The sequence below is a fragment of the Agromyces mangrovi genome, from assembly GCF_030296695.1.
In the GTDB taxonomy this organism is placed as follows: Bacteria; Actinomycetota; Actinomycetes; order Actinomycetales; family Microbacteriaceae; genus Agromyces; species Agromyces mangrovi.
On sequence record NZ_AP027737.1, the window covers coordinates 1360687 to 1379553 of the forward strand.

Below are 18867 nucleotides of genomic sequence, written 5' to 3' on the forward strand. Positions count from 1 at the left end.
CCATGGTGCTCGTGGTCAGCTACGAGGAGGACGACCACACCGCGGCCGTCGTCGCGCGCCTGCGCGGCGACGGCCGCGGTGTGGCCCTGCTCGACACGTCCCGCCTCGGGGCATCCGACTCCCTCGAGCTCGAGTACCGCACGGGGCACGCCCCTGCGGTGCGGCTGCACACGCCCGACGGCGAGTTCGACCTGCTCGCCGAGCGCGCCGGGTGGTGGCGCCGGCTCTCGGGCTTCGCGCCCGACCCCGCGATCGACGACCCGGCGGCGATCGGCTTCGTCTCGAGCGAGCTGGGCGAGGTCTTCGAGGGCGCCGTCGGGGCGCTCGACCTCGACTGGATCAACCCGCCTGCGGCCGACGCCCGCGCGCACCACAAGCCGCTGCAGTGGGCGCTCGCCTCCCAGCTCGGGTTCGACCTGTCGCGCACGGTCGTCACGCGCGACCCTGCGCGGGCGCGGGCGTTCGTCGACGAGGTGGGCCTCGGTCGCGTGGTGACCAAGGCGTTCCTCGCCCGCACCGACGCATGGCGCGAGACGCACGTGCTCGACGCCGACGACCTCGAGCGGCTGGATCAGGTGCGGTACGCGCCGACCATCCTGCAGGAGTACGTGCCCGGGGTCGACCTGCGCGTCACGGTCGTCGACGGGGTCGCGTACGCGGCCGAGATCGACGCGACCGGGACGAGCCTGCCGAGCGACATGCGCATGGTGCTCGACGAGGCGACCGTGCGCGCGGTCGAGCTGCCCGCCGGCGTCGCCGACCTGCTCGGCCGCCTCATGCGCCGGCTCGGGCTCATCTACGGCGCGATCGACCTGCGGCGCACGCCCGACGGCCGGTACGTGTTCCTCGAGGTGAACCCGGCCGGGCTCTGGCTGTTCGCCGAGGAGCGCGCGGGCCTGCCGATCACGGCCGCGGTCGCCGACGCGCTCGCGGCGCGCGACGGCGGGCGCCCGCGGGGTGTGCGCGCGGCAGCCGACGGTGGGATGGTGGTCGCATGAGCACGAGATTCGGGGTCGTCGCGGTCGACGACGCGGCGTCGCCCGGCACCGCGACGGTGCTGGTCACGGTCGAGGACGCGTCGCTGCAGGACGCCTCGTCCACCCGCGTCGCGGAGACGACGCTCGAGGCCGTGCGCATCGACGGGGGCACGAGCATCCCGTTCTCGATCGAGGTGGGCGACGTGCCCGTCGACGCGATCGTGCGCGTGCACGTCGACTTCGACGGCGACGGCATCCTCGCCGAGGGCGACCTGCTCACGGTGCAGTCGATTCCGGTGGAGGTGCTGGGCACGGATGCGGCGAGCGCCGGCGTCGTCCCCGTGCGCGTGATCTGAGCCGCATCCCGGGCATCCGCCCGCCCCTTCCCGCCGCGCCCGACGTGATGCACGATGGGGGCATGGGAGGCGAAGGCACGACGGCCATGCCGCGACTGACGGACGCGCAGTGGGAGCGGTTGACCCGATACGGCGTCGCCGTCGACACGGCGGTGGGCGACGTGCTGTTCCGCACCGGCGAGCGCTGGTACGACCTGGTGCTCGTCGAGCGCGGCGCTGTCGATGTCGTGCGCGACGAGCTGCCGTGGGCGGGCGAGGCGACGATCGCGACGGTCGGCCCGCGCGGGTTCGTCGGCGAGCTCGGGCTGCTGAACGGACAGCGCGCGTTCCTCACCGCACGCGTGTCGGAGGCCGGCACCGTGCACCGCATCGACCACGCCGGCCTCACCCGGCTCATGGCCGAGGACGATGAGCTGTGCGACCTCATGCTGCGCGCGCTGTGGGCCAGGCGTGAGCAGCTGCGCTCCGGCCCGGCAGCGTGGACGCTGAAGATCGTGGCATCCGACCGCACCGTCGAGGGCCACGCCCTGCGCCGCTACGTCGAGCGCCTCGAGCTCGTGCACACCTGGGTCGATCCCGACGACGTGCCGGCCGACTACCTGAACGTGCACGACCTCACCGAGGACGACCTGCCCATCGCGATCGTGCAGGGCGAGTACCTGCGCAACGCGACGCCCGGGCAGGTGGCCGAGTTGCTCGGCCTCGCCTACACGGCCGACGACGATGTGGCGGTCGACCTCGCCGTCGTCGGCGCGGGCCCGGCGGGGCTGGCCGCCGCGATCTACGGGGCATCCGAGGGCCTGCGCACTGTGTTGCTCGATTCGGTCGCGCCCGGCGGGCAGTCGGCGTCGACCTCGCGCATCGAGAACTACCTCGGGTTCCCGTTCGGCGTGAGCGGCGACGCGCTCACCGCGCAGGCGTCGCTGCAGGCGTTCAAGTTCGGCGTGCAGGTCGTCGCGCCGTGCGAGGGCGTGCGGCTCGAGCACGACGGCGGCCCGCTGCGGCTCGTGCTCGCCGACGGCACGACCGTCGACGCGCGTTCGGTGATCGTCGCGACGGGCGTCTCGTACCGCACGCTCGCGCTGCCGCGCTGGGCCGACTTCGAGGGCGCGGGCATCTCGTATGCGGCCACGGCGCTCGAGATCCGTCAGGCCGCGGGGCGCGACGTGGTCGTCGTCGGCGGCGCGAACTCCGCCGGGCAGGCGGCGCTCGCGCTGGCGGCGAGCGGCTGCCGCGTGCACCTGGTCGTGCGCAGCGACGACATCGGGGCGCGCATGTCGAGCTACCTCGTCGACCGCATCCGCGAGGATCCGCGCATCGAGGTGCACGCCGGCACCGAGGTCGGCGAGCTGCACGGCGAGGGCGCGCTCGAGGCGGTCGCCCTCAGGGCGACGGGCGGAGCGGATGCCCCGGGGGAGCGCGTCGCCTGCAGCCAGCTGTTCTGCTTCATCGGCGCCGAGCCGTCGACCGGCTGGCTCGCCGACGTCGACCGCGACGACCACGGGTTCGTGCTCACCGGCGCCGACGTGCTCGGCCTCGGCGACGAGTGGCAGGCGGTCGGCCGCATGCCGCTGCCGTTCGAGACGTCGATACCCGGCGTGTTCGCCGCGGGCGACGTGCGCCGCGGGTCGATGAAGCGGGTCGCGGCGGCCGTCGGCGAGGGCTCCAGCGCCGTGGCATCCGTGCACCGCGCCCTCGCCGCGATGGAGGTGCCGGCATGACGGAGCTCGCTCCGCCGCCGCAGGGCACCGGGTGCGCGTCGTGCATCGAGGCCGGCGGCTGGTGGTGGCACCTGCGCCGCTGCGTCGAATGCGGGTTCATCGGATGCTGCGACTCGTCGCCCGCCCGGCACGCACGCGAGCACGCGATGGCGCACGGGCACGCGGTGATGACGAGTTTCGAACCCGACGAGGACTGGTTCTGGGACTTCGAGCGCGAGGCCGGCGCACGACCCGTGCCGCTCTCGCCGCCGCTCTCGCGGCCGCTGGACCAGCCCTGCCCCGGCCCGGCGGGCAGCGTGCCCGACGACTGGGAATCGCTCGTGCGCTGACGCACGCCACGGCGAGTACGCTCTGCGATCGCGATGCGGACAACACCCCTGTTCTCGGGGATGGTCGGCGGACGAAATCGGCCGCTACGTTGTCGACATGGTGCTGACCGATGGCTACTCCGAGTCCCTGTTCGATGCGTTCCTGACCTGGGTGCTCGTCGACCTCGCCGGGTGGTTCGCCAGTCTCGGGATCTGGCTCGATGTGGCGAATGTGATCCTGGTGACACTGGGTATCGTCGTCACCTTCTGGATCGCCACCCACACGACCCCCAGGCGAGATCTCCAGAACATTCGTCTCGGCTACGAGGCAGCTGTGGCCGCCGAGAAGCTCGGTCACATCGATGCTCAGATCGCTGCGCTCTCATACGCATCGCACGCGGCTCGACGCGTCAAACGTCGCTACTTCGCGGCTGGCGGATACTGGTGGCCGGTCGCAATCGGCGCCGCGGTCGGCGTGGGCTGGTGGTTGCTGATGACGCCGGTCGCGGCGAGCCATTCAGCTTCCCTTCTCAATCTGTTGATCTTCTCGGTCGCCGGAGCCGTGGCATACGGGCTGCTGGCAGCGCTCTTCGAGTGGCTCGAGTCGATCTACACCGCTCGCTGGGGAAACTGATCGTGACCTCCGCACGGCTGCCCCACAGCCAGACGCCCCTAGTCTGATGCCATGGGACGACGTGACGAGGTCGAGTGCTGGCTGACCGACATGGACGGCGTGCTCGTGCACGAGAACCACGCCCTGCCCGGCGCGGCCGAGCTGTTGCAGCAGTGGCGTGACACCGGCACCCCGTTCCTGGTGCTGACGAACAACTCGATCTTCACCGCGCGCGACCTGTCGGCGCGCCTGCGGGCGTCGGGGCTCGAGGTGCCCGAGGAGTCGATCTGGACCTCGGCGCTCGCGACGGCCGACTTCCTGAAGCAGCAGCAGCCGGGCGGCACCGCGTTCGTGATCGGCGAGGCGGGCATCCTCACCGCGCTGCACGAGGCGGGCTTCATCATGACCGAGTCGGACCCCGACTTCGTGGTCGTCGGCGAGACCCGCAACTACTCGTTCGACGCGATCACCAAGGCGATCCGCTTCATCGGCAAGGGGTCGCGGTTCATCGTGACGAACCCGGATGCCACGGGCCCCAGCGCCGACGGACCGCTGCCCGCGACGGGGGCGATCGCCGCGATGATCACCAAGGCGACCGGGCGGGAGCCCTACGTGGTCGGCAAGCCGAACCCGATGATGTTCCGGTCGGCGCTCAACAAGATCGGCGCGCACTCGGAGAACACCGCGATGATCGGCGACCGCATGGACACCGACATCGTCGCGGGCATCGAGGCCGGGCTGCACACGATCCTCGTGATGACCGGCATCAGCGACCAGAGCGAGATCGACAAGTTCCCGTTCCGCCCGTCGGAGGTCATCGAGGGCGTGCACGAGCTCGTGGCATCCGGCCCCATCGAGACCGAGCTGTAGCCGGCCGCCCTACGCCAGGCGGGCGACCGCGTCGACCATCCCGTTCCAGAAGCGCGGCACGTCGATGTCGACCGCCACGTGCGCGTTCGGCTCGCGCGCGAGCATGCCGTCGAAGTCGACCACCGTCGCACCGCTCGTCTCGGTGCCGGCCAGCTCGACGTCGAGCCGCGTGTGCACGGTCGTGATGCAGCCCGGGTCGGTGAGCACCGCCACCGCGACCGGGTCGTGCAGCGGGCCATCGGGCATGCCGAACACCTCGGCGTTGGTGTGGCAGAAGAAGTCGAGCAGCTCGTCGGCGAACGCCGCGGTGCGATTGCCGGCCGACGCGATGCGCGCCTGCACCTCGCTGGTGACGAGCGCGCGGTGGGTCGTGTTCAGCCCCACCATCGTGAACTCCACGCCGCTGCCCAGCACGATCGCGACCGCGTCGGGGTCGACCCACGCGTTGAACTCGGCGTACGGCGTGACGTTGCCGCGCTCGGTCGACCCGCCCATCCACACGACCTCGCGCACCCGCGGGGCGAGCTCGGGCCGATCGCGCAGCAGCACGGCCACGTTCGTGAGCGGCCCGGTCGCGACGATCGCCACGGGCTCGGATGCCTCGGCCAGCACGTCGGCCATCAGCGTCGTCGCGTCGCGCTCGTCGAGCGGCACCGTCGGCTCGGGCAGCTCGGGCCCGCCGAGCCCGTTCGGCCCGTGGATCCACTCCGCCGTCCGCAGCACCTTCACGAGCGGGCCGGATGCCCCGGCCGCGACCGGCACCTCGACGCCCGCGATCGTGCAGGCGATGCGCGCGTTCATCGACGTGAACTCGAGCGGCACGTTGCCGCCGACGGTCGTGATCGCGCGCAGGTCGACCGCAGGGCTCGCCGCGGCCAGCCAGAGCGCGAACACGTCGTCGTGCCCCGGGTCGCAGTCGAGGATGAGCGGGATCGGATCGGTCATGCGGGCCCTTCCATCGCGTGCAGGATCTCGTCGCGGGTCGCGTACGAGTCGGTCGTGCCGCGCCGCTGCACCGCGAGCGCACCGGCCGCGACGGCTGCCGCGACCGCCTCGTCGAGCGACGCGCCGCCCGCGAGGAACGCGGCGAGCGTGCCCGTGAACCCGTCGCCCGCCCCCGTCGTGTCGACCGCCTCGACCTCGGGTGCGGCACAGTCGACGGATGCCCCGGGGCCCGCGCCGACCGCCCCCGCACCGCCGAGCGTGACGACCACCGAGCGCGCGACACGACCCACGGCGGCCTCGGCGGCCGCGCGCCAGTCGTCGACCGAGCCTTCACCCTCCGGCGCGATGCCCACCGACCGCGCCTCGTGCTCGTTCACCACGAGCGGGTCGCACTCGGCGAGCGCGCCGCGCGACACCTCGACGGGCGGCGCGAGGTTCAGTACGAAGCGCGTGCCGAACCGTGCGCACGCGGCCGCGAGCCGTTCGATGGTCGGCGCCGGCACCTCGCCCTGCGTCAGCACGAGGTCGGCGGCGGCAATGTCGTCGTGCCGGTCGACGACCAGCTCGGGCGTGAGCGCCGCGTTCGCGCCCGCGGTGATGACGATGGTGTTCTCGCCCGACGCGTCGACGGTGATCTGCGCGACGCCGGTCGGGGCGTCTGGCACCGCGACGATCGAGGAGACGTCGAGGCCGAGACGGGTCAGCGACGCGAGGGCGAAGTCGCCGGAGGCATCCGCCCCCACCCTCGCGACGAGCCGCACCGCCGCACCCGAGCGGTGCGCCGCGACCGCCTGGTTGGTGCCCTTGCCCCCGAGCGCGGTCGCGAAGCCCGTGCTCGCGAGCGTCTCGCCGGGCGCCGGGAAGCGGTCGACGTAGCTCGTCGAGTCGACGTTGAGCGAGCCGAAGACGACGACGGTTCCGGCCGGCGATGCAGCTGCCACGAGCACCCCTCCTCGCGCGCCAGCCTAACCGCGGGCGACCCCCGACACGGGCACGAGGACACCCGTCGGGTATGGTGTCAGGGCCGGCGCGATCCGCCGGAGCCTCCCCTCTTCGCCGAAACAACCGGCCGTTCCCGCGTGCGCGATGGGGCGCACCGACCGTCTCACCGACCCTCGGAGCCCCAGAAATGACCTCCAGCATCGCCAACGTCGACCGCGCCGCCGAACGCGAGCGCTACCGCCCGCGCCCCTCCGTGCTCGAGGCGCTGCGCTCGCCGCGCATCCTCACCAAGGAGGTGCTCGCGGGCCTCGTCGTCGCGCTCGCACTCATCCCCGAGGCCATCTCGTTCTCGATCATCGCGGGCGTCGACCCGCGCGTCGGCCTGTTCTCGTCGTTCATCATGGCGGTGTCGATCGCGTTCCTCGGCGGCCGCCCGGCCATGATCACCGCCGCCACGGGGGCGGTCGCGCTCGTCATCGCCCCGGTCGCGCGCGACTACGGCATGGACTACTTCATCGCCACCGTGATCCTCGCCGGCGTGTTCCAGCTCGTGCTCGGCGCGCTCGGCGTCGCGAAGCTCATGCGGTTCATCCCCCGCAGCGTGATGGTCGGCTTCGTGAACTCGCTCGCGATCCTCATCTTCATGGCGCAGCTGCCGCACCTCATCGGCGTGCCGGCGCTCGTGTACCCGCTCGTCGCCGCGGGCATCATCATCATCGTGCTGCTGCCGCGGCTCACGAAGATCGTGCCTGCGCCGCTGGTCGCGATCGTCGTCATCACCGGAATCGTGCTGGCCATGGGCTGGACCGTGCCGAACGTCGCCGACCAGGGCGAGCTGCCCGAGAGCCTGCCCGAGCTGTTCATCCCGAACGTGCCGCTGACGTGGGAGACGTTCACGATCATCGCGCCGTTCGCGCTCGCGATGGCGCTCGTCGGCCTGCTCGAGTCGCTCATGACCGCGAAGCTCGTCGACGACATCACCGACACCCACTCGCGCAAGACCCGCGAGTCGCTCGGCCAGGGCGCCGCGAACATCCTCTCGGGCCTGTTCGGCGGCATGGGCGGCTGCGCCATGATCGGCCAGACCATGATCAACGTGAAGGTCTCGGGCGCGCGCACCCGCATCTCGACGTTCCTCGCGGGCGTGTTCCTGCTGATCCTCGTGGTCGCGCTCGGCGACATCGTCGGGCTCATCCCGATGGCCGCGCTCGTGGCGGTCATGGTCATGGTCTCGGTCGCGACCTTCGACTGGCACTCGATCACCCCGCAGACACTGCGACGGATGCCCCTGAGCGAGACCATCGTCATGGTCTCGACGGTCGTGATCGTCGTCGTCACGCACAACCTGGCGATCGGCGTGATCGTCGGCGTGGTCATCGCGATGGTGCTCTTCGCGCGCCGCGTCGCGCACTTCACCTCGGTCGGCCGGAAGGTCAGCGAGGACGACGAGGGCGAGATCGTGCACTACACCGTGACCGGCGAGCTGTTCTTCGCCTCGTCGAACGACCTCACCACGCAGTTCGAGTACGCCGACGACCCGTCGCGGGTCGTCATCGACCTGTCGTCGTCGCACATCTGGGACGCATCGACGGTCGCCGCGATCGACGCCATCGTGACGAAGTACGAGGCGCACGGGGCATCCGTCGAGCTCACCGGCCTCAACGACGCGAGCGTCAAGATGCGCGAGCGGCTCACCGGGCGCCTCGGCGCCGGGCACTGACGAGCGGGGCTCAGCTCGGGCCGGGGCCCGCGACGCTGCCCGTGAGCGGTTCGCCGCCGGAGCGGTTGACGAAGCAGAAGTAGGCGCGCTGGCCCTCGTCCCACTGCTCGGCGGTGACCGGGAACGACGCCTGCACCTGCAGGTCCTCGATGCCCGCGACCGTCGCGAGGTCGACGATGCCCGCCTGCGTGCAGCGCTCGCCCATCGACGCCGCGAGTTCGGCCTCGCCCGGGAACGGGTCGCCGATCTCGCCGAGCGTGCCGCGGTGCACGAGCTGCGCGGCGTGCGGGCTCGCGCAGTCGACGACGGTGAACTCCTCGGCCCAGGGCGAGTCGAACGGGTCGATGCACTCCGTGCCGAACAGCGTGTCCCACTCGTGGGTGCCGGGCGCCTGCGCCTCGGCGGGGCCGGCGATGATCGTCGGCGTCGGCGTGGGGGTCGCGGTCGGCGTGGGGGTCGGCGTCGTGGCCGTCACCACGGTGTCGCCGAGCCGGGTGCCGAGGAAGAACAGGCCGACCAGCGCGATGACCGCGACGAGACCGCCCGCGACCCAGAGCAGCACCCGCGTCGATCCGCCGCGGCCCGAGCCGCCCGAGCCGGCAGTGCTCGCGCCCTCGGCCGGCGGGCCCTGCGGGGCGCCTCCGCACCGGCCCGGGGGAGCACGGTGGTCGCCGCGCCGGATGCACCGGGGGCGGCGGTCGCGGCCTGACCGCCCTGCGGCGCGGCGGCGAAACCCGCCAGCGGCAGCAGCCGGGTGGCGTTCTCCTCCTCCGCGGCGCTCGGCGGCATGCCGATCGGCGCGACGCCGGGCACGTGCGAGGTGTCGTCGGCGAACTCCGCGCGATCCCAGGTGTGGGCGGGCGGGGGCTCGTCGACGCCGAGGCTGCCGAAGAGCTCGGCGAACGGGTCGTGGCGGTCCGACGGCGGGGCCAGCGGGGTGCCGCCGAGGTCCTGCCCGAACGGGTCGGCCGTGAATCCATCGTGGCCGACGTGCGGCGGCTCGGCGTCGACAGCACCGGCGACGCTCGCGGCGAACGGGTCGTCGGAGTCGAACGGGTCGGACTGCCCGAACGGGTCGGGCATGTCGAACGCGCCACCGGTCACCGGGCCGCGCTCGTCGGGCGGCGTGCTGCCCGAGCCGAGCAGACTCCAGATGCCCTCGGCGGGAGCGGATGCCTCGGAGTCGGGCGTCGTGCCCCGGCCTGCGGCCGCCTCCGCAGCCGCTGCGCCGAACGCGGCGCCCGCGGCACCGGCGGCCCACGGCGCGGCCGAGTCGCGCGACTCGTCCTGCGGCTCGGGCTGGACCGGCTGCTCCGGCGCCGACTCGACGTCGGCGGAGTCGGGCGCGGCGTCCGCGCGCTCGCCGACGTCGGCCTCCGCGTCGAGGATCTCTGGCGCGGCGGCCCCGGCGGCCTCGGCGTCGGCGTCGGTTCCCGGCTCGGACGACGTCGACACGTCGTCGACGCCCGCGGTGTCGGGGCGTCGCCACGACGGCTTGCGCGGCGTCGCGCGCGGGTCGACGGCGTTCGGGTCGGGCTCCAGGTTCCACGCGAACGCGCTCGCGCCCGCGGCACCGGCGAGCGCCCCGAAGGGGTCGTCCTCGGCGGGCGCATCGTCGGCCGACCGGTCGGCTGCCGGCGCTCCGGCGTCCGGCGCGTCACCGCCGACGAGGCCGGGCGGGTAGACGGCGGTGCGCTCGACCTCGGGCTCCTCGGGCTCCTCGGGCTCCTCCGGCTCCGCCGCCTCCGGGAGCCGGGGCACCTCGCCGGTCTCGCGGCGACGGGCCACCGCCGTCGGGTGCTCCTCGTCGAAGATCGACCAGACGAGTCCGTCGTCCTCGGGCACGGGCGGCTCCTCCTCCACGGGCTGACGGAACGACTCGCCGCCCGGCGCGGGCGGCGCCGCGGGAGGCGGAGGTGGCGGCACGACGGGCGGAGCAGATGCCTCCGGTGCAGCCGGCTCCGGCTCCGACGCGGTCGCGGCGGGCTCGTCGACGGGCGCGGCAGGCTCATCGACGGACGCCGCGGGCTCGGATGCCGACGAGCTGCGCCGCTTCGGCGGCTCGGAGACCGAGAACCAGTCGTCGACCTCCTCGGCGGCCGGCGGGGGCGGCGGCTCCCAGTCGATGCGCGGCTTGGGCTCCTCGGCCGCGGGCTCGTCGGCGGGCTCGGCCGGCTCAGGGGCATCCGTCGCCTGATCGCCCGCGACGGCGTCGCCCTCGGGCTCGTCGGGCTCGGAGTCGTCGCCGAGCTGGTCCATCAACCAGTCGGTGCCGCCGGCGACGTCCTCGTCGTCGTTCCCCACGGGCTGCCATCAGGCGAGCCCCAGGTCGTCGAGGCCGATCGCGAAGCGGTACGGGTAGCCGGCGCCCTCGATGACCTCGCGCGCCTCGGTGCCGCGGTCGACGACGACCGCAACGGCGGCGATCTCGGCGCCGACCTTCTCGAGCGCCTCGATGGCCTTGAGCGGCGAGCCGCCGGTGGTCGACGTGTCCTCGAGCACGATGACGCGCTTGCCCGCGAGGTCGGGGCCCTCGACCTGGTGACCGCGGCCGTGGTCCTTCGGCTCCTTGCGCACGACGAACGCGTCGTAGGTCGCACCGCGGGCGGCGCCCTGGTGCAGCACCGCGGCGGCGATGGGGTCGGCGCCCATAGTCATGCCGCCGACGGCGACGACGTCGGGCACGTCGGCGATGAGGTCGAGCATGACCTGGCCGATCAGCGGTGCGACGCGGTGGTCGAGGCTCACCTTGCGCAGGTCGACGTAGTACGACGCCTTCTTGCCGCTGGTGAGCGTGAAGTCGCCGTGGAACACGGCCTCGGCCGTGATGTAGTCGATGAGCTGCTGGCGTGCGTCGGTCACGGCGTCCACTCTATTGGGCGGCGGCCGTACACCATACCCGGGGTGCGCGGGGGTGCCTGTGCACGACGCGCCGCCCGCCCGGCGCGGGCGGACGGGTGCCCGGAGACGACGACGGCCGCCGGGTGGGAGTCCCTGGCCCACCGGCGGCCGTGCGCAGGGCCCTGCCCCTGCTCGGAGGTCGCGCGCGTCAGACGGCGCGCGGGTACTCGCGCTCGGGAATGCGGCCGTAGCCGTCACGTGCGGTCTCGACGACTGCCATGACGACAGCCGCGACGGCGGTGACCGCGAGCAGTGCGAGGAGAGCGAACACGATGAATCCTTTCGTCGATGTGGCGCACCCGTTCGGGAACGCGAGACGCCGGCTCGGAACCATCGTGGTCGCGCCGGCGTCACCTCAATTGAACCGCGTTCGACTGTTCAGCACAAGCTCACAATACTTCACTATCAATATAGGCTGGCTACATGGATGTGCGCCGACTCGACCTGCTCCGCGAACTCGCCGAGCGCGGCAGCGTGACCGCGGTCGCGGAGGCCACCGGGCGCACGCCGTCGGCGGTCTCGCAGCAGTTGAAGGTGCTCGAGCGCGAGGCCGGGATGCCGCTGACCGAACGCTCGGGCCGCGGGGTCGTGCTGACCAGCGCCGGGCACGCGCTCGCCCGCAGCGCGGCCGACGTCGCGGTCGCGCTCGAGCGCGCCGAGGCGCTGTGGGACGAGTTCCGCAACGACCCCGGCGGCGAGGTCACACTCGTGACCTTCCCGACCGCCGGCCAGATGCTGTTGCCCCAGGTGCTCGCCGAGCTCGCGTCGATCGACGACCTCGTGCTGCACTGCAGCGACCTCGACCCCGGGCTCGACGAGTTCCCCGACCTCACCAACGACCACGACATTGTGCTGGCGCACACCATGCCCGGCCTGCTCTCGTGGGGCGGCCGGGGTCTCGCCGTGGTCGAGCTCATGCACGAGCCGCTCGACGTCGGCCTGCCCGCCGACCACCGTCTCGCCGGCCGGTCGTACGTGACCGCGGCCGATGTCGCCGACGAGCTCTGGCTCGGCGTGCCGCCCGGCCTGCCGTTCGAGCGCGTGCTGCACGAGATCGAGCAGCAGGCGGGCCACCGCGTGCGCATCGGCCAGCGCTTCAGCGACCTGCGCGTGATCGAGGCGTTCATCGCCGCGGGGCACGGCGTCGCGCTCGTGCCGCGGTTCACCTCGGGCAACGTCTCCCCCGACGTCGTGCTGAAGCCGCTGCGCGGCATCGCCGCCGAACGCACGATCGTGGCGCTCATGCGGCCCGACGTCGCCGAGCGGCTCGCCGTGCGCACGGTCGTCGACGCGCTCGTGCGGCACGCCGCCCGCGTGCAGGCCGAGCACGCCGCCGCGTGACCGTCGCATGACCGGCCGCGCGACCGACCGCCCGGTCGGATTCACGGACTAGACTCCCTCGTCATGAGCGACGACGCGATCCTGTTCGACGTGACCGACGGGCTCGCCCGCATCACCCTGAACCGCCCCGACCGCCTGAACGCCGTCGACCCCGAGGCGATCGCCGGGTGGCGCGCCGCCGCCGAGGCGGTCTCGACCCGCGACGACATCGGAGCCGTGCTGCTGGATGCCACGGGCCGCGCGTTCTGCGCCGGCGGCGACGTGCGCGCCATGTCGGAGCTCTCCGTGAACGACCCCACCGGCGGCGAGGCCACGGTCAAAGGGCTGGCCGACGACATCCATGAGGGGCATCGGATGCTCCGCGAGTCCGCCGTGCCGATCGTCGCCGCCGTGCAGGGCGTCGTGGTCGGCGGCGGACTCGGGTTCATGCTCGTGGCCGATGTCATCGTGGCATCCGATCGCGCCACCTTCGGCAGCCGGTACGCCGACATGGGCCTCACGCCCGACTGCGGCGTGAGCACACTGCTGCCCGAGGCCGTCGGGATGCGCCGGGCACTCGAGCTCACGCTCTCGGACCGCATGCTCACCGCGGACGAGGCGTACGAGTGGGGCCTCGTGGCGGAGGTCGTCGCGCACGACGAGCTCGACGCGCGGGCGCGGGCGATCGCCGACGTGTGGCTGTCGGGCGCGACCGGCGCCTACGGCCAGGCGAAGCGACTGCTGCACGCGGGCGGCACCCGGTCGTTCCAGGACTCCCTCGACGACGAGGCCCGCACCATCGGCGCCGCGTTCGCCGCACCCGAGGCGCAGCGTCGCGTGGCGGCGTTCGCCGCGGCATCCGCTCGCAGCGCCTGAACCAGTCGAGCGGAGTCTCGTCGGCACTGCTCCCACGGGTCCTCCACAACCGGCAGGACGCGCCTGTTCATCAAGTGGCCCTTCATGGACGCATCAAGTGGGTCTAGCGTTCGATGATGCCGAAGCCGCAGAAGATCCGCGATGTGATGAAGGTCGTGAAGGCGAACGGTTGGGTGAAACTCCGCGACGGCAAGGGAAGCTATGAGTTGTGGGGCCTGCCCGATGGGTCGGTCAAGGAGTCGATCCCGGTCGGCCACCGCGAGGTGAGCGCCGGAGTCGTCGCCCAGCTGATGAAGAAGCTGCCGACCACGCCCAGCAGTTGGCGATAAGGGAGGACGGATTGATGTCGCAGCGAAACGCCTACCGAGTGAACGCACGACGCGACGGGCGCTGGTGGCTCGTAGAGGTCCCCGAGCTCGACACCGTGGGCCAGGCACGCAACACCGCCGAGGTCGAGGACGTCGCCCGCGAGGTGATCGCGCTCTGGCTCGACGTAGAGCCGGACACCTTCGACGTCGCCGTGACCTTCGAGATTCCGGAGAACGCCCGCGAAGCGTGGGAGGAATCCAGACGGCGCGAAGCCATGGCGCGCACCGAGAGCGAGGCGGCGGCTCAGCTCGCACGCCGCGCAGTGGCGACCCTCCGAGCTGACGGACTCACCTACCGGGACGCCGGAGCCGTGCTCGGGCTCTCGGCGCAGCGCGTGCAACAACTCGCTGCATCGGGGGCAACGAGGACGAACACTGCGTCCTGACAGTCACGGCTCTCTGCAAAACTCGGCAGTGACTTCGTGCGGCTGAGCGGTCAGCGGGTGGTGAGGCCGGGCAGGATGAGTTGCAGCCAGCGTTCCCGCAGTTCGGCCGATTGGTCGACCGGGGCAGTCGTCAAGAGCAGGATGAGATCGTCGACGGTGATCTCCGGCCGGATATCGCCATCCGCTTGCCCCTGTGCGACCAACCCAGCCAGCGCGGCCTCGACGCGTGCCGCACCAGACGTGCCCGGATGAGGATCGAGACCGAGGCTCCGAGCAGTCGATTTCACAGCGACGTGTTCAGCGGATGAGTCACCGACCACGCGGAAGTACTCGATGAGTTCGTCAACGGCACGGCTGCTGCCGCTCAGCACTCGCGTGTAGGAGGCTTCGGCATCCGTCGCCGCAGCATCGACATAGTGCTCGACGATGGCGGCGACCAGATCGGTCTTCGTCGGGAAGTGGCGGTACAGGGTGCCGACGGCCACACCAGCTGCCTGCGCGATCTCGTCCATTCCCACGTCGACGCCGTGCGCGGCGATCTGCTCGTACGCGGCATCGACGATCTTCGCGCGGTTGCGTACCGCGTCTGCACGCATCGGCCTCCCGGCGATGTTCATGGACACCTCCGCTTGACTTAACATGAACCGTGGTTCATGATAAATACTGAACCTGAGTTCACTTTACCTTCGACAGGACAATCATGCCTCAGCGAACCATCGTCATCACCGGCGCCTCCGATGGCATCGGTGCCGCCGCCGCACGAAAGCTCGCCGAGCGCGGTGACCGGGTGCTACTGATCGGCCGCTCGGCCGAGAAGTTGGCCGCAGTCGCCGACCCGATCGGCGCAGAGTCCTTCGCTGCGGACTTCGAGCACCTCGACGAGGTCCGTGCCGCCGCGGCGTGGGTGCGCGAGCACGCCGACCGCATCGACGGGCTCGCCAACAACGCCGGTGGCGTCTTCGCCGAGTACAAGATCACCGCCGACGGCAACGAGCGCACCATGCAGGTCAACCACTACGCCGGGTTCCTCTTCACCAACCTGCTCCTCGACGTCCTGATCGCCAGCAGGGCCACGATCGTCAACACGTCCAGCGTGGGCGCGCACGCGTTCGGCCACATCGATATGGGCGACTTGGACTCCACCCGCAAGTACAGGGTGATGACGGCGTACGGCGACTCCAAGCTCGCCAACATCCTCTTCGCCAAGGGTCTGACCTCCCGCTACCACGGCCAGGGTCTGAACGCCGTCGCGATCCATCCGGGCAACATCTCCTCCAACTTCGGCAAGGAGACGGGCAACGCGATGATGAAGCTCATCTACAAGACCCCCTTGGCGCGCATGCTCAGCACACCCGAGTCCGGCGCGGACAACCTCATCTGGGTGCTCGACGGCACCTCCGACGTCACCTGGACCTCCGGCCAGTACTACGACGAGCACCGCAAGCCGCTCAGGAAGCCCAACCCCCAGCAGAACGACGCCGCCCTCGCCGACGCACTCTGGACCGAGAGCGCCAACAGAGTCGGACTTCCCGTCAGCGCCTGAGTCCCGCCGAGGTGGCACCCGGCATGCTGAGAGACCTGAACGCGTCCTAGGCGAAAGGGCGCCCCCATCAGTCGTGCTGAGGGAAGCCCAGGTTCAGCCCGCCGTGGCTCGGGTCGAGCCAGCGCGAGGTGACGGCCTTCTCGCGCGTGAAGAACTCCACGCCGTGCGGGCCGTACGCCTTCGCGTCGCCGAACAGCGACGCCTTCCATCCGCCGAACGAGTGGTACGCCACGGGCACGGGGATCGGCACGTTCACGCCGACCATGCCGACCTGCACCTCGCGCTGGAAGCGCCGGGCGGCGCCGCCGTCGTTGGTGAAGATCGCCGTGCCGTTGCCGTACGGCACGCGCTCGATGAGCTCCATGCCCTCCTCGTACCCCTCGACCCGCACGACCGACAGCACAGGTCCGAAGATCTCGTCGGTGTACACCGTCGACGAGGTCGGCACCTTGTCGATGAGGGTCGGCCCGAGCCAGAAGCCGTCGGATGCTCCGTCGAACGTCGCCTCTCGGCCGTCGACCACGACCGAGGCGCCGTCGGCGGCCGCCACGTCGAGGTAGCCCGAGACCTTGTCCCGGTGCGCGGACGTGATGAGCGGGCCCATGTCGCAGCCGCGCCGGCCGTCGCCGGTCGTGAGGCGCGACATCCGCTCGGTGATCTTGTCCACCAGCTCGTCGGCGATCGAGTCGACGGCGAGCACGACGCTGATCGCCATGCAGCGCTCGCCGGCCGAGCCGAAGCCCGCGTTCACGGCCGAGTCGGCCACGAGGTCGAGGTCGGCGTCGGGCAGCACGAGCATGTGGTTCTTCGCACCGCCGAGCGCCTGCACGCGCTTGCCGTGCGAGGTCGCCGTCTCGTAGACGTAGCGCGCGATCGGCGTCGAGCCGACGAACGAGATCGAGGCGACGTGCTCGTGCGTGAGCAGCGCGTCGACGGCCTCCTTGTCGCCGTGCACGACGTTGAAGACCCCGTCGGGCAGGCCGGCCTCCTTGAGCAGCGCGGCCATCCAGTTCGCGGCTGACGGGTCCTTCTCGCTGGGCTTCAGCACGACCGTGTTGCCGGCCGCGATCGCGAGCGGGAAGAACCAGAGCGGCACCATCGCCGGGAAGTTGAACGGGCTGATGATGCCCACCACGCCGAGCGGCTGCTTGAGCGAGTACACGTCGACGCCGGTCGACACGTTGTCGCTGAACTCGCCCTTCAGCAGGTGGCCGAGGCCGCAGGCGAACTCGACGACCTCGAGCCCGCGGGCGATCTCGCCGCCGGCATCCGACAGCACCTTGCCGTGCTCGGCCGTGAGGATCTCGGCGAGCTCGCCGCGGCGTGCGTTCAGCAGCTCGCGGAACGCGAACATGACCGCCTGGCGCTTCGCGACCGACACCTCGCTCCAGCTCGCGAACGCGGTGCGCGCGACCTGCACGGCCGTGTCGACGTCGCCGGCCGACCCGAAGCGCACCTCCTTCTGCACGACACCCAGCGCGGGGTCGTACACCGGCCCGGTGCGCGACCCTTCGCCGGCGATCTCGTGCCCGTCGATCCAGTGACCCATCACCGTGGCACCCGTCGGCACGTCAGCCTGCGGGGTCATCGTCGTCTCCGTCATGATTCCTTCTCCCTTTCGTGCCGGTGGCGACCGCTCAGCCGAGCAGGTCGAGCCCCAGCACCTCGTCGTAGATGTCCATCGCCTGCGCGACCTCGTCGTCGGTGACGACGCACGGCGGCACGACGTGGATGCGGTTCTCCGCGGTGAACGCGAGCAGCCCGCGCGCGGCGAGCTCCCCTTCGCCCGGGCGACGACCGCGGGCGCCACCGGCTCGCGCGTCGCGCGGTCGGCGACGAGCTCCATCGCCCAGAACACGCCCTCGCCACGCACCTCGCCGATGATCTCGTGCTTGTCGGCCAGCGCCTCGAGCCCCGGCCCGATCGCCTCGGCACCCACGCGCCGGGCGTTGTCGACGATGCCCTCCGACTCCATCGCGTCGAGCGCGGCGACGATCGAGGCGGCAGCGAGCGGATGCCCCGAGTAGGTCAGCCCGCCCGGGAACACCTTCGAGTCGAAGTCCGCGGCGATCTCCTCGGCGATGAGCACGCCGCCGACCGGCACGTAGCCCGAGTTCACGCCCTTCGCGAAGGTGATGAGGTCGGGCTCGACGTCGTAGCCGTCGAACGCGAACCAGCGTCCCGTGCGGCCGAACCCGGCCATCACCTCGTCGAGGATCAGCACGATGCCGTGCTTCGTCGCGAGCTCGCGCACGCCGGCCAGGTAGCCGGGCGGCGGCAGCATGATGCCGGCGGTGCCGGGGATCGTCTCGAGCAGGATCGCCGCGATCGACGACGGCCCCTCGCTCTCGATCACGCGCCGCAGGTGCTGGAGCGCGCGCTCCGACTCCTCCTCGGGCGTCGTCGCCCAGAACTCGGAGCGGTACAGGTAGGGCCCGAAGAAGTGCACGTGCCCGCGAGAGTACTCGTTCGGGATGCGGCGCCAGTCGCCGGTCGCGACGACGGCCGCGCCGGTGTTGCCGTGGTACGACCGGTACGTCGAGAGCACCTTGTCGCGCCCGGTGTGCAGGCGCGCCATGCGCACGGCGTTCTCGTTCGCATCCGCCCCGCCGTTCGTGAAGAACACCTTGTGGAAGCGGCGCGGGGCGCGCGCGGTGATGCGCTTGGCCGCCTCGCCGCGCGCGAGGTTCACGATGGGCGGACCGATGGTCGACAGCAGCGACGCCTGCTCGCGGATCGCGGACACGACCGACGGATGCTGGTGCCCGATGTTCACGTTGACGAGCTGGCTCGAGAAGTCGAGGTACTCGTCACCTCCGTGCGTCCAGACCTTCGTGCCCCTGCCGCCGGCGATCGTGAGCTGCGGCGGCGAGCCCTGCGCCGACCACGAGTGGAACACGTGGGCGTGGTCGAGCTCGCGCGCGAGCTCGTCGAGATCGGGGTTGGGTGCAGCGGTTTCGGCGGTGTCTGCGGTGTCGGTCATGGGTTCCCCCTCGTGCGACGCGGTTCGGTGTGGTGGTG

The 18867-nt window shown here is 71.7% G+C and carries 20 protein-coding genes and 1 pseudogene; 12 read left to right on the plus strand and 9 right to left on the minus strand.

Translation table 11 applies throughout. The features are described from left to right. The first annotated feature begins 2 nt into the window (after positions 1-2). From QUE38_RS06450 to QUE38_RS06475, 6 genes are all read left to right on the plus strand, one after another. Positions 3-998 carry a hypothetical protein gene (locus QUE38_RS06450; RefSeq protein WP_286310830.1) on the plus strand — a complete coding sequence of 332 codons (996 nt, stop codon included), beginning with the start codon at positions 3-5 and terminating at the stop codon, positions 996-998. Further along, the gene (locus QUE38_RS06455; RefSeq protein WP_286310832.1) at positions 995-1333 is read left to right on the plus strand and encodes a hypothetical protein; all 339 of its coding nucleotides are present in this window, start codon (positions 995-997) and stop codon (positions 1331-1333) included. The genes QUE38_RS06450 and QUE38_RS06455 overlap by 4 nt, the downstream gene beginning before the upstream one ends. 86 nt (positions 1334-1419) lie before the next feature. Next, entirely contained in the window at positions 1420-3054 is a 1635-nt protein-coding gene (locus tag QUE38_RS06460) for an FAD-dependent oxidoreductase (protein ID WP_286310834.1), read from the plus strand. Further along, positions 3051-3383 (plus strand): UBP-type zinc finger domain-containing protein, encoded by a 333-nt coding sequence (locus tag QUE38_RS06465; RefSeq protein WP_286310836.1) that lies wholly within the window; start codon positions 3051-3053, stop codon positions 3381-3383. The genes QUE38_RS06460 and QUE38_RS06465 overlap by 4 nt, the downstream gene beginning before the upstream one ends. 97 nt (positions 3384-3480) lie before the next feature. Beyond that, on the plus strand, positions 3481-3996 hold the full coding sequence (locus QUE38_RS06470) for a hypothetical protein (protein WP_286310837.1): 516 nt from the start codon (positions 3481-3483) through the stop codon (positions 3994-3996). A 51-nt stretch (positions 3997-4047) separates the two neighbouring features. Beyond that, a complete protein-coding gene (locus QUE38_RS06475; protein ID WP_286310838.1) occupies positions 4048-4845 on the plus strand; it encodes an HAD-IIA family hydrolase in 798 nt (265 codons plus the stop codon). Positions 4846-4854: 9 nt separating this feature from the next. Here QUE38_RS06475 and QUE38_RS06480 read toward each other — a convergent pair whose 3' ends face one another. Further along, positions 4855-5790 carry a nucleoside hydrolase gene (locus tag QUE38_RS06480; protein ID WP_286310840.1) on the minus strand — a complete coding sequence of 312 codons (936 nt, stop codon included), beginning with the start codon at positions 5788-5790 and terminating at the stop codon, positions 4855-4857. Beyond that, entirely contained in the window at positions 5787-6731 is a 945-nt protein-coding gene (locus tag QUE38_RS06485; protein ID WP_286310842.1) for a ribokinase, read from the minus strand. The genes QUE38_RS06480 and QUE38_RS06485 overlap by 4 nt, the downstream gene beginning before the upstream one ends. 188 nt (positions 6732-6919) lie before the next feature. Between QUE38_RS06485 and QUE38_RS06490 the strand changes: the two genes are divergently transcribed. Beyond that, positions 6920-8452, plus strand: a complete 1533-nt coding sequence (locus QUE38_RS06490; RefSeq protein WP_286310844.1) for a SulP family inorganic anion transporter — start codon at positions 6920-6922, stop codon at positions 8450-8452. A gap of 10 nt (positions 8453-8462) precedes the next feature. Here QUE38_RS06490 and QUE38_RS06495 read toward each other — a convergent pair whose 3' ends face one another. From QUE38_RS06495 to QUE38_RS06510, 4 genes are all read right to left on the minus strand, one after another. Further along, positions 8463-9014, minus strand: coding sequence for a septum formation family protein (locus tag QUE38_RS06495; RefSeq protein WP_286310846.1), 552 nt, complete (start codon positions 9012-9014; stop codon positions 8463-8465). Continuing rightward, positions 8924-10756 carry a hypothetical protein gene (locus QUE38_RS06500; protein WP_286310848.1) on the minus strand — a complete coding sequence of 611 codons (1833 nt, stop codon included), beginning with the start codon at positions 10754-10756 and terminating at the stop codon, positions 8924-8926. The genes QUE38_RS06495 and QUE38_RS06500 overlap by 91 nt, the downstream gene beginning before the upstream one ends. 9 nt (positions 10757-10765) lie before the next feature. Then, positions 10766-11314, minus strand: a complete 549-nt coding sequence (gene pyrE / locus QUE38_RS06505) for an orotate phosphoribosyltransferase (protein WP_286310851.1) — start codon at positions 11312-11314, stop codon at positions 10766-10768. 187 nt (positions 11315-11501) lie between these two features. Beyond that, positions 11502-11624, minus strand: coding sequence for a hypothetical protein (locus QUE38_RS06510; protein WP_286310854.1), 123 nt, complete (start codon positions 11622-11624; stop codon positions 11502-11504). Between the two features lie 152 nt (positions 11625-11776). Between QUE38_RS06510 and QUE38_RS06515 the strand changes: the two genes are divergently transcribed. The 4 genes from QUE38_RS06515 (at position 11777) to QUE38_RS06530 (ending at position 14303) form a co-directional block, all read left to right on the plus strand. Continuing rightward, on the plus strand, positions 11777-12694 hold the full coding sequence (locus QUE38_RS06515) for a LysR family transcriptional regulator (protein ID WP_286310855.1): 918 nt from the start codon (positions 11777-11779) through the stop codon (positions 12692-12694). Positions 12695-12757: 63 nt separating this feature from the next. After that, positions 12758-13549, plus strand: coding sequence for an enoyl-CoA hydratase/isomerase family protein (locus tag QUE38_RS06520; protein ID WP_286310859.1), 792 nt, complete (start codon positions 12758-12760; stop codon positions 13547-13549). A gap of 116 nt (positions 13550-13665) precedes the next feature. After that, positions 13666-13878 (plus strand): type II toxin-antitoxin system HicA family toxin, encoded by a 213-nt coding sequence (locus QUE38_RS06525; protein WP_286310861.1) that lies wholly within the window; start codon positions 13666-13668, stop codon positions 13876-13878. A 95-nt stretch (positions 13879-13973) separates the two neighbouring features. Continuing rightward, positions 13974-14303 (plus strand): hypothetical protein, encoded by a 330-nt coding sequence (locus QUE38_RS06530; RefSeq protein ID WP_286310863.1) that lies wholly within the window; start codon positions 13974-13976, stop codon positions 14301-14303. A 50-nt stretch (positions 14304-14353) separates the two neighbouring features. Here QUE38_RS06530 and QUE38_RS06535 read toward each other — a convergent pair whose 3' ends face one another. Continuing rightward, complete coding sequence (locus QUE38_RS06535; protein WP_286310864.1) at positions 14354-14920, minus strand: TetR/AcrR family transcriptional regulator; 567 nt, start codon at positions 14918-14920, stop codon at positions 14354-14356. Between the two features lie 83 nt (positions 14921-15003). Here QUE38_RS06535 and QUE38_RS06540 point away from each other — a divergent pair, with 83 nt between their 5' ends. Beyond that, entirely contained in the window at positions 15004-15846 is an 843-nt protein-coding gene (locus QUE38_RS06540) for an SDR family NAD(P)-dependent oxidoreductase (RefSeq protein WP_286310867.1), read from the plus strand. A 67-nt stretch (positions 15847-15913) separates the two neighbouring features. Here QUE38_RS06540 and QUE38_RS06545 read toward each other — a convergent pair whose 3' ends face one another. Both QUE38_RS06545 and QUE38_RS06550 read right to left on the minus strand, forming a co-directional pair. Further along, entirely contained in the window at positions 15914-17434 is a 1521-nt protein-coding gene (locus QUE38_RS06545) for a CoA-acylating methylmalonate-semialdehyde dehydrogenase (protein ID WP_286311685.1), read from the minus strand. 252 nt (positions 17435-17686) lie between these two features. Continuing rightward, positions 17687-18829: pseudogene (locus tag QUE38_RS06550) on the minus strand (aminotransferase class III-fold pyridoxal phosphate-dependent enzyme); the annotation flags it as partial. Between the last annotated feature and the right edge of the window lie 38 nt (positions 18830-18867).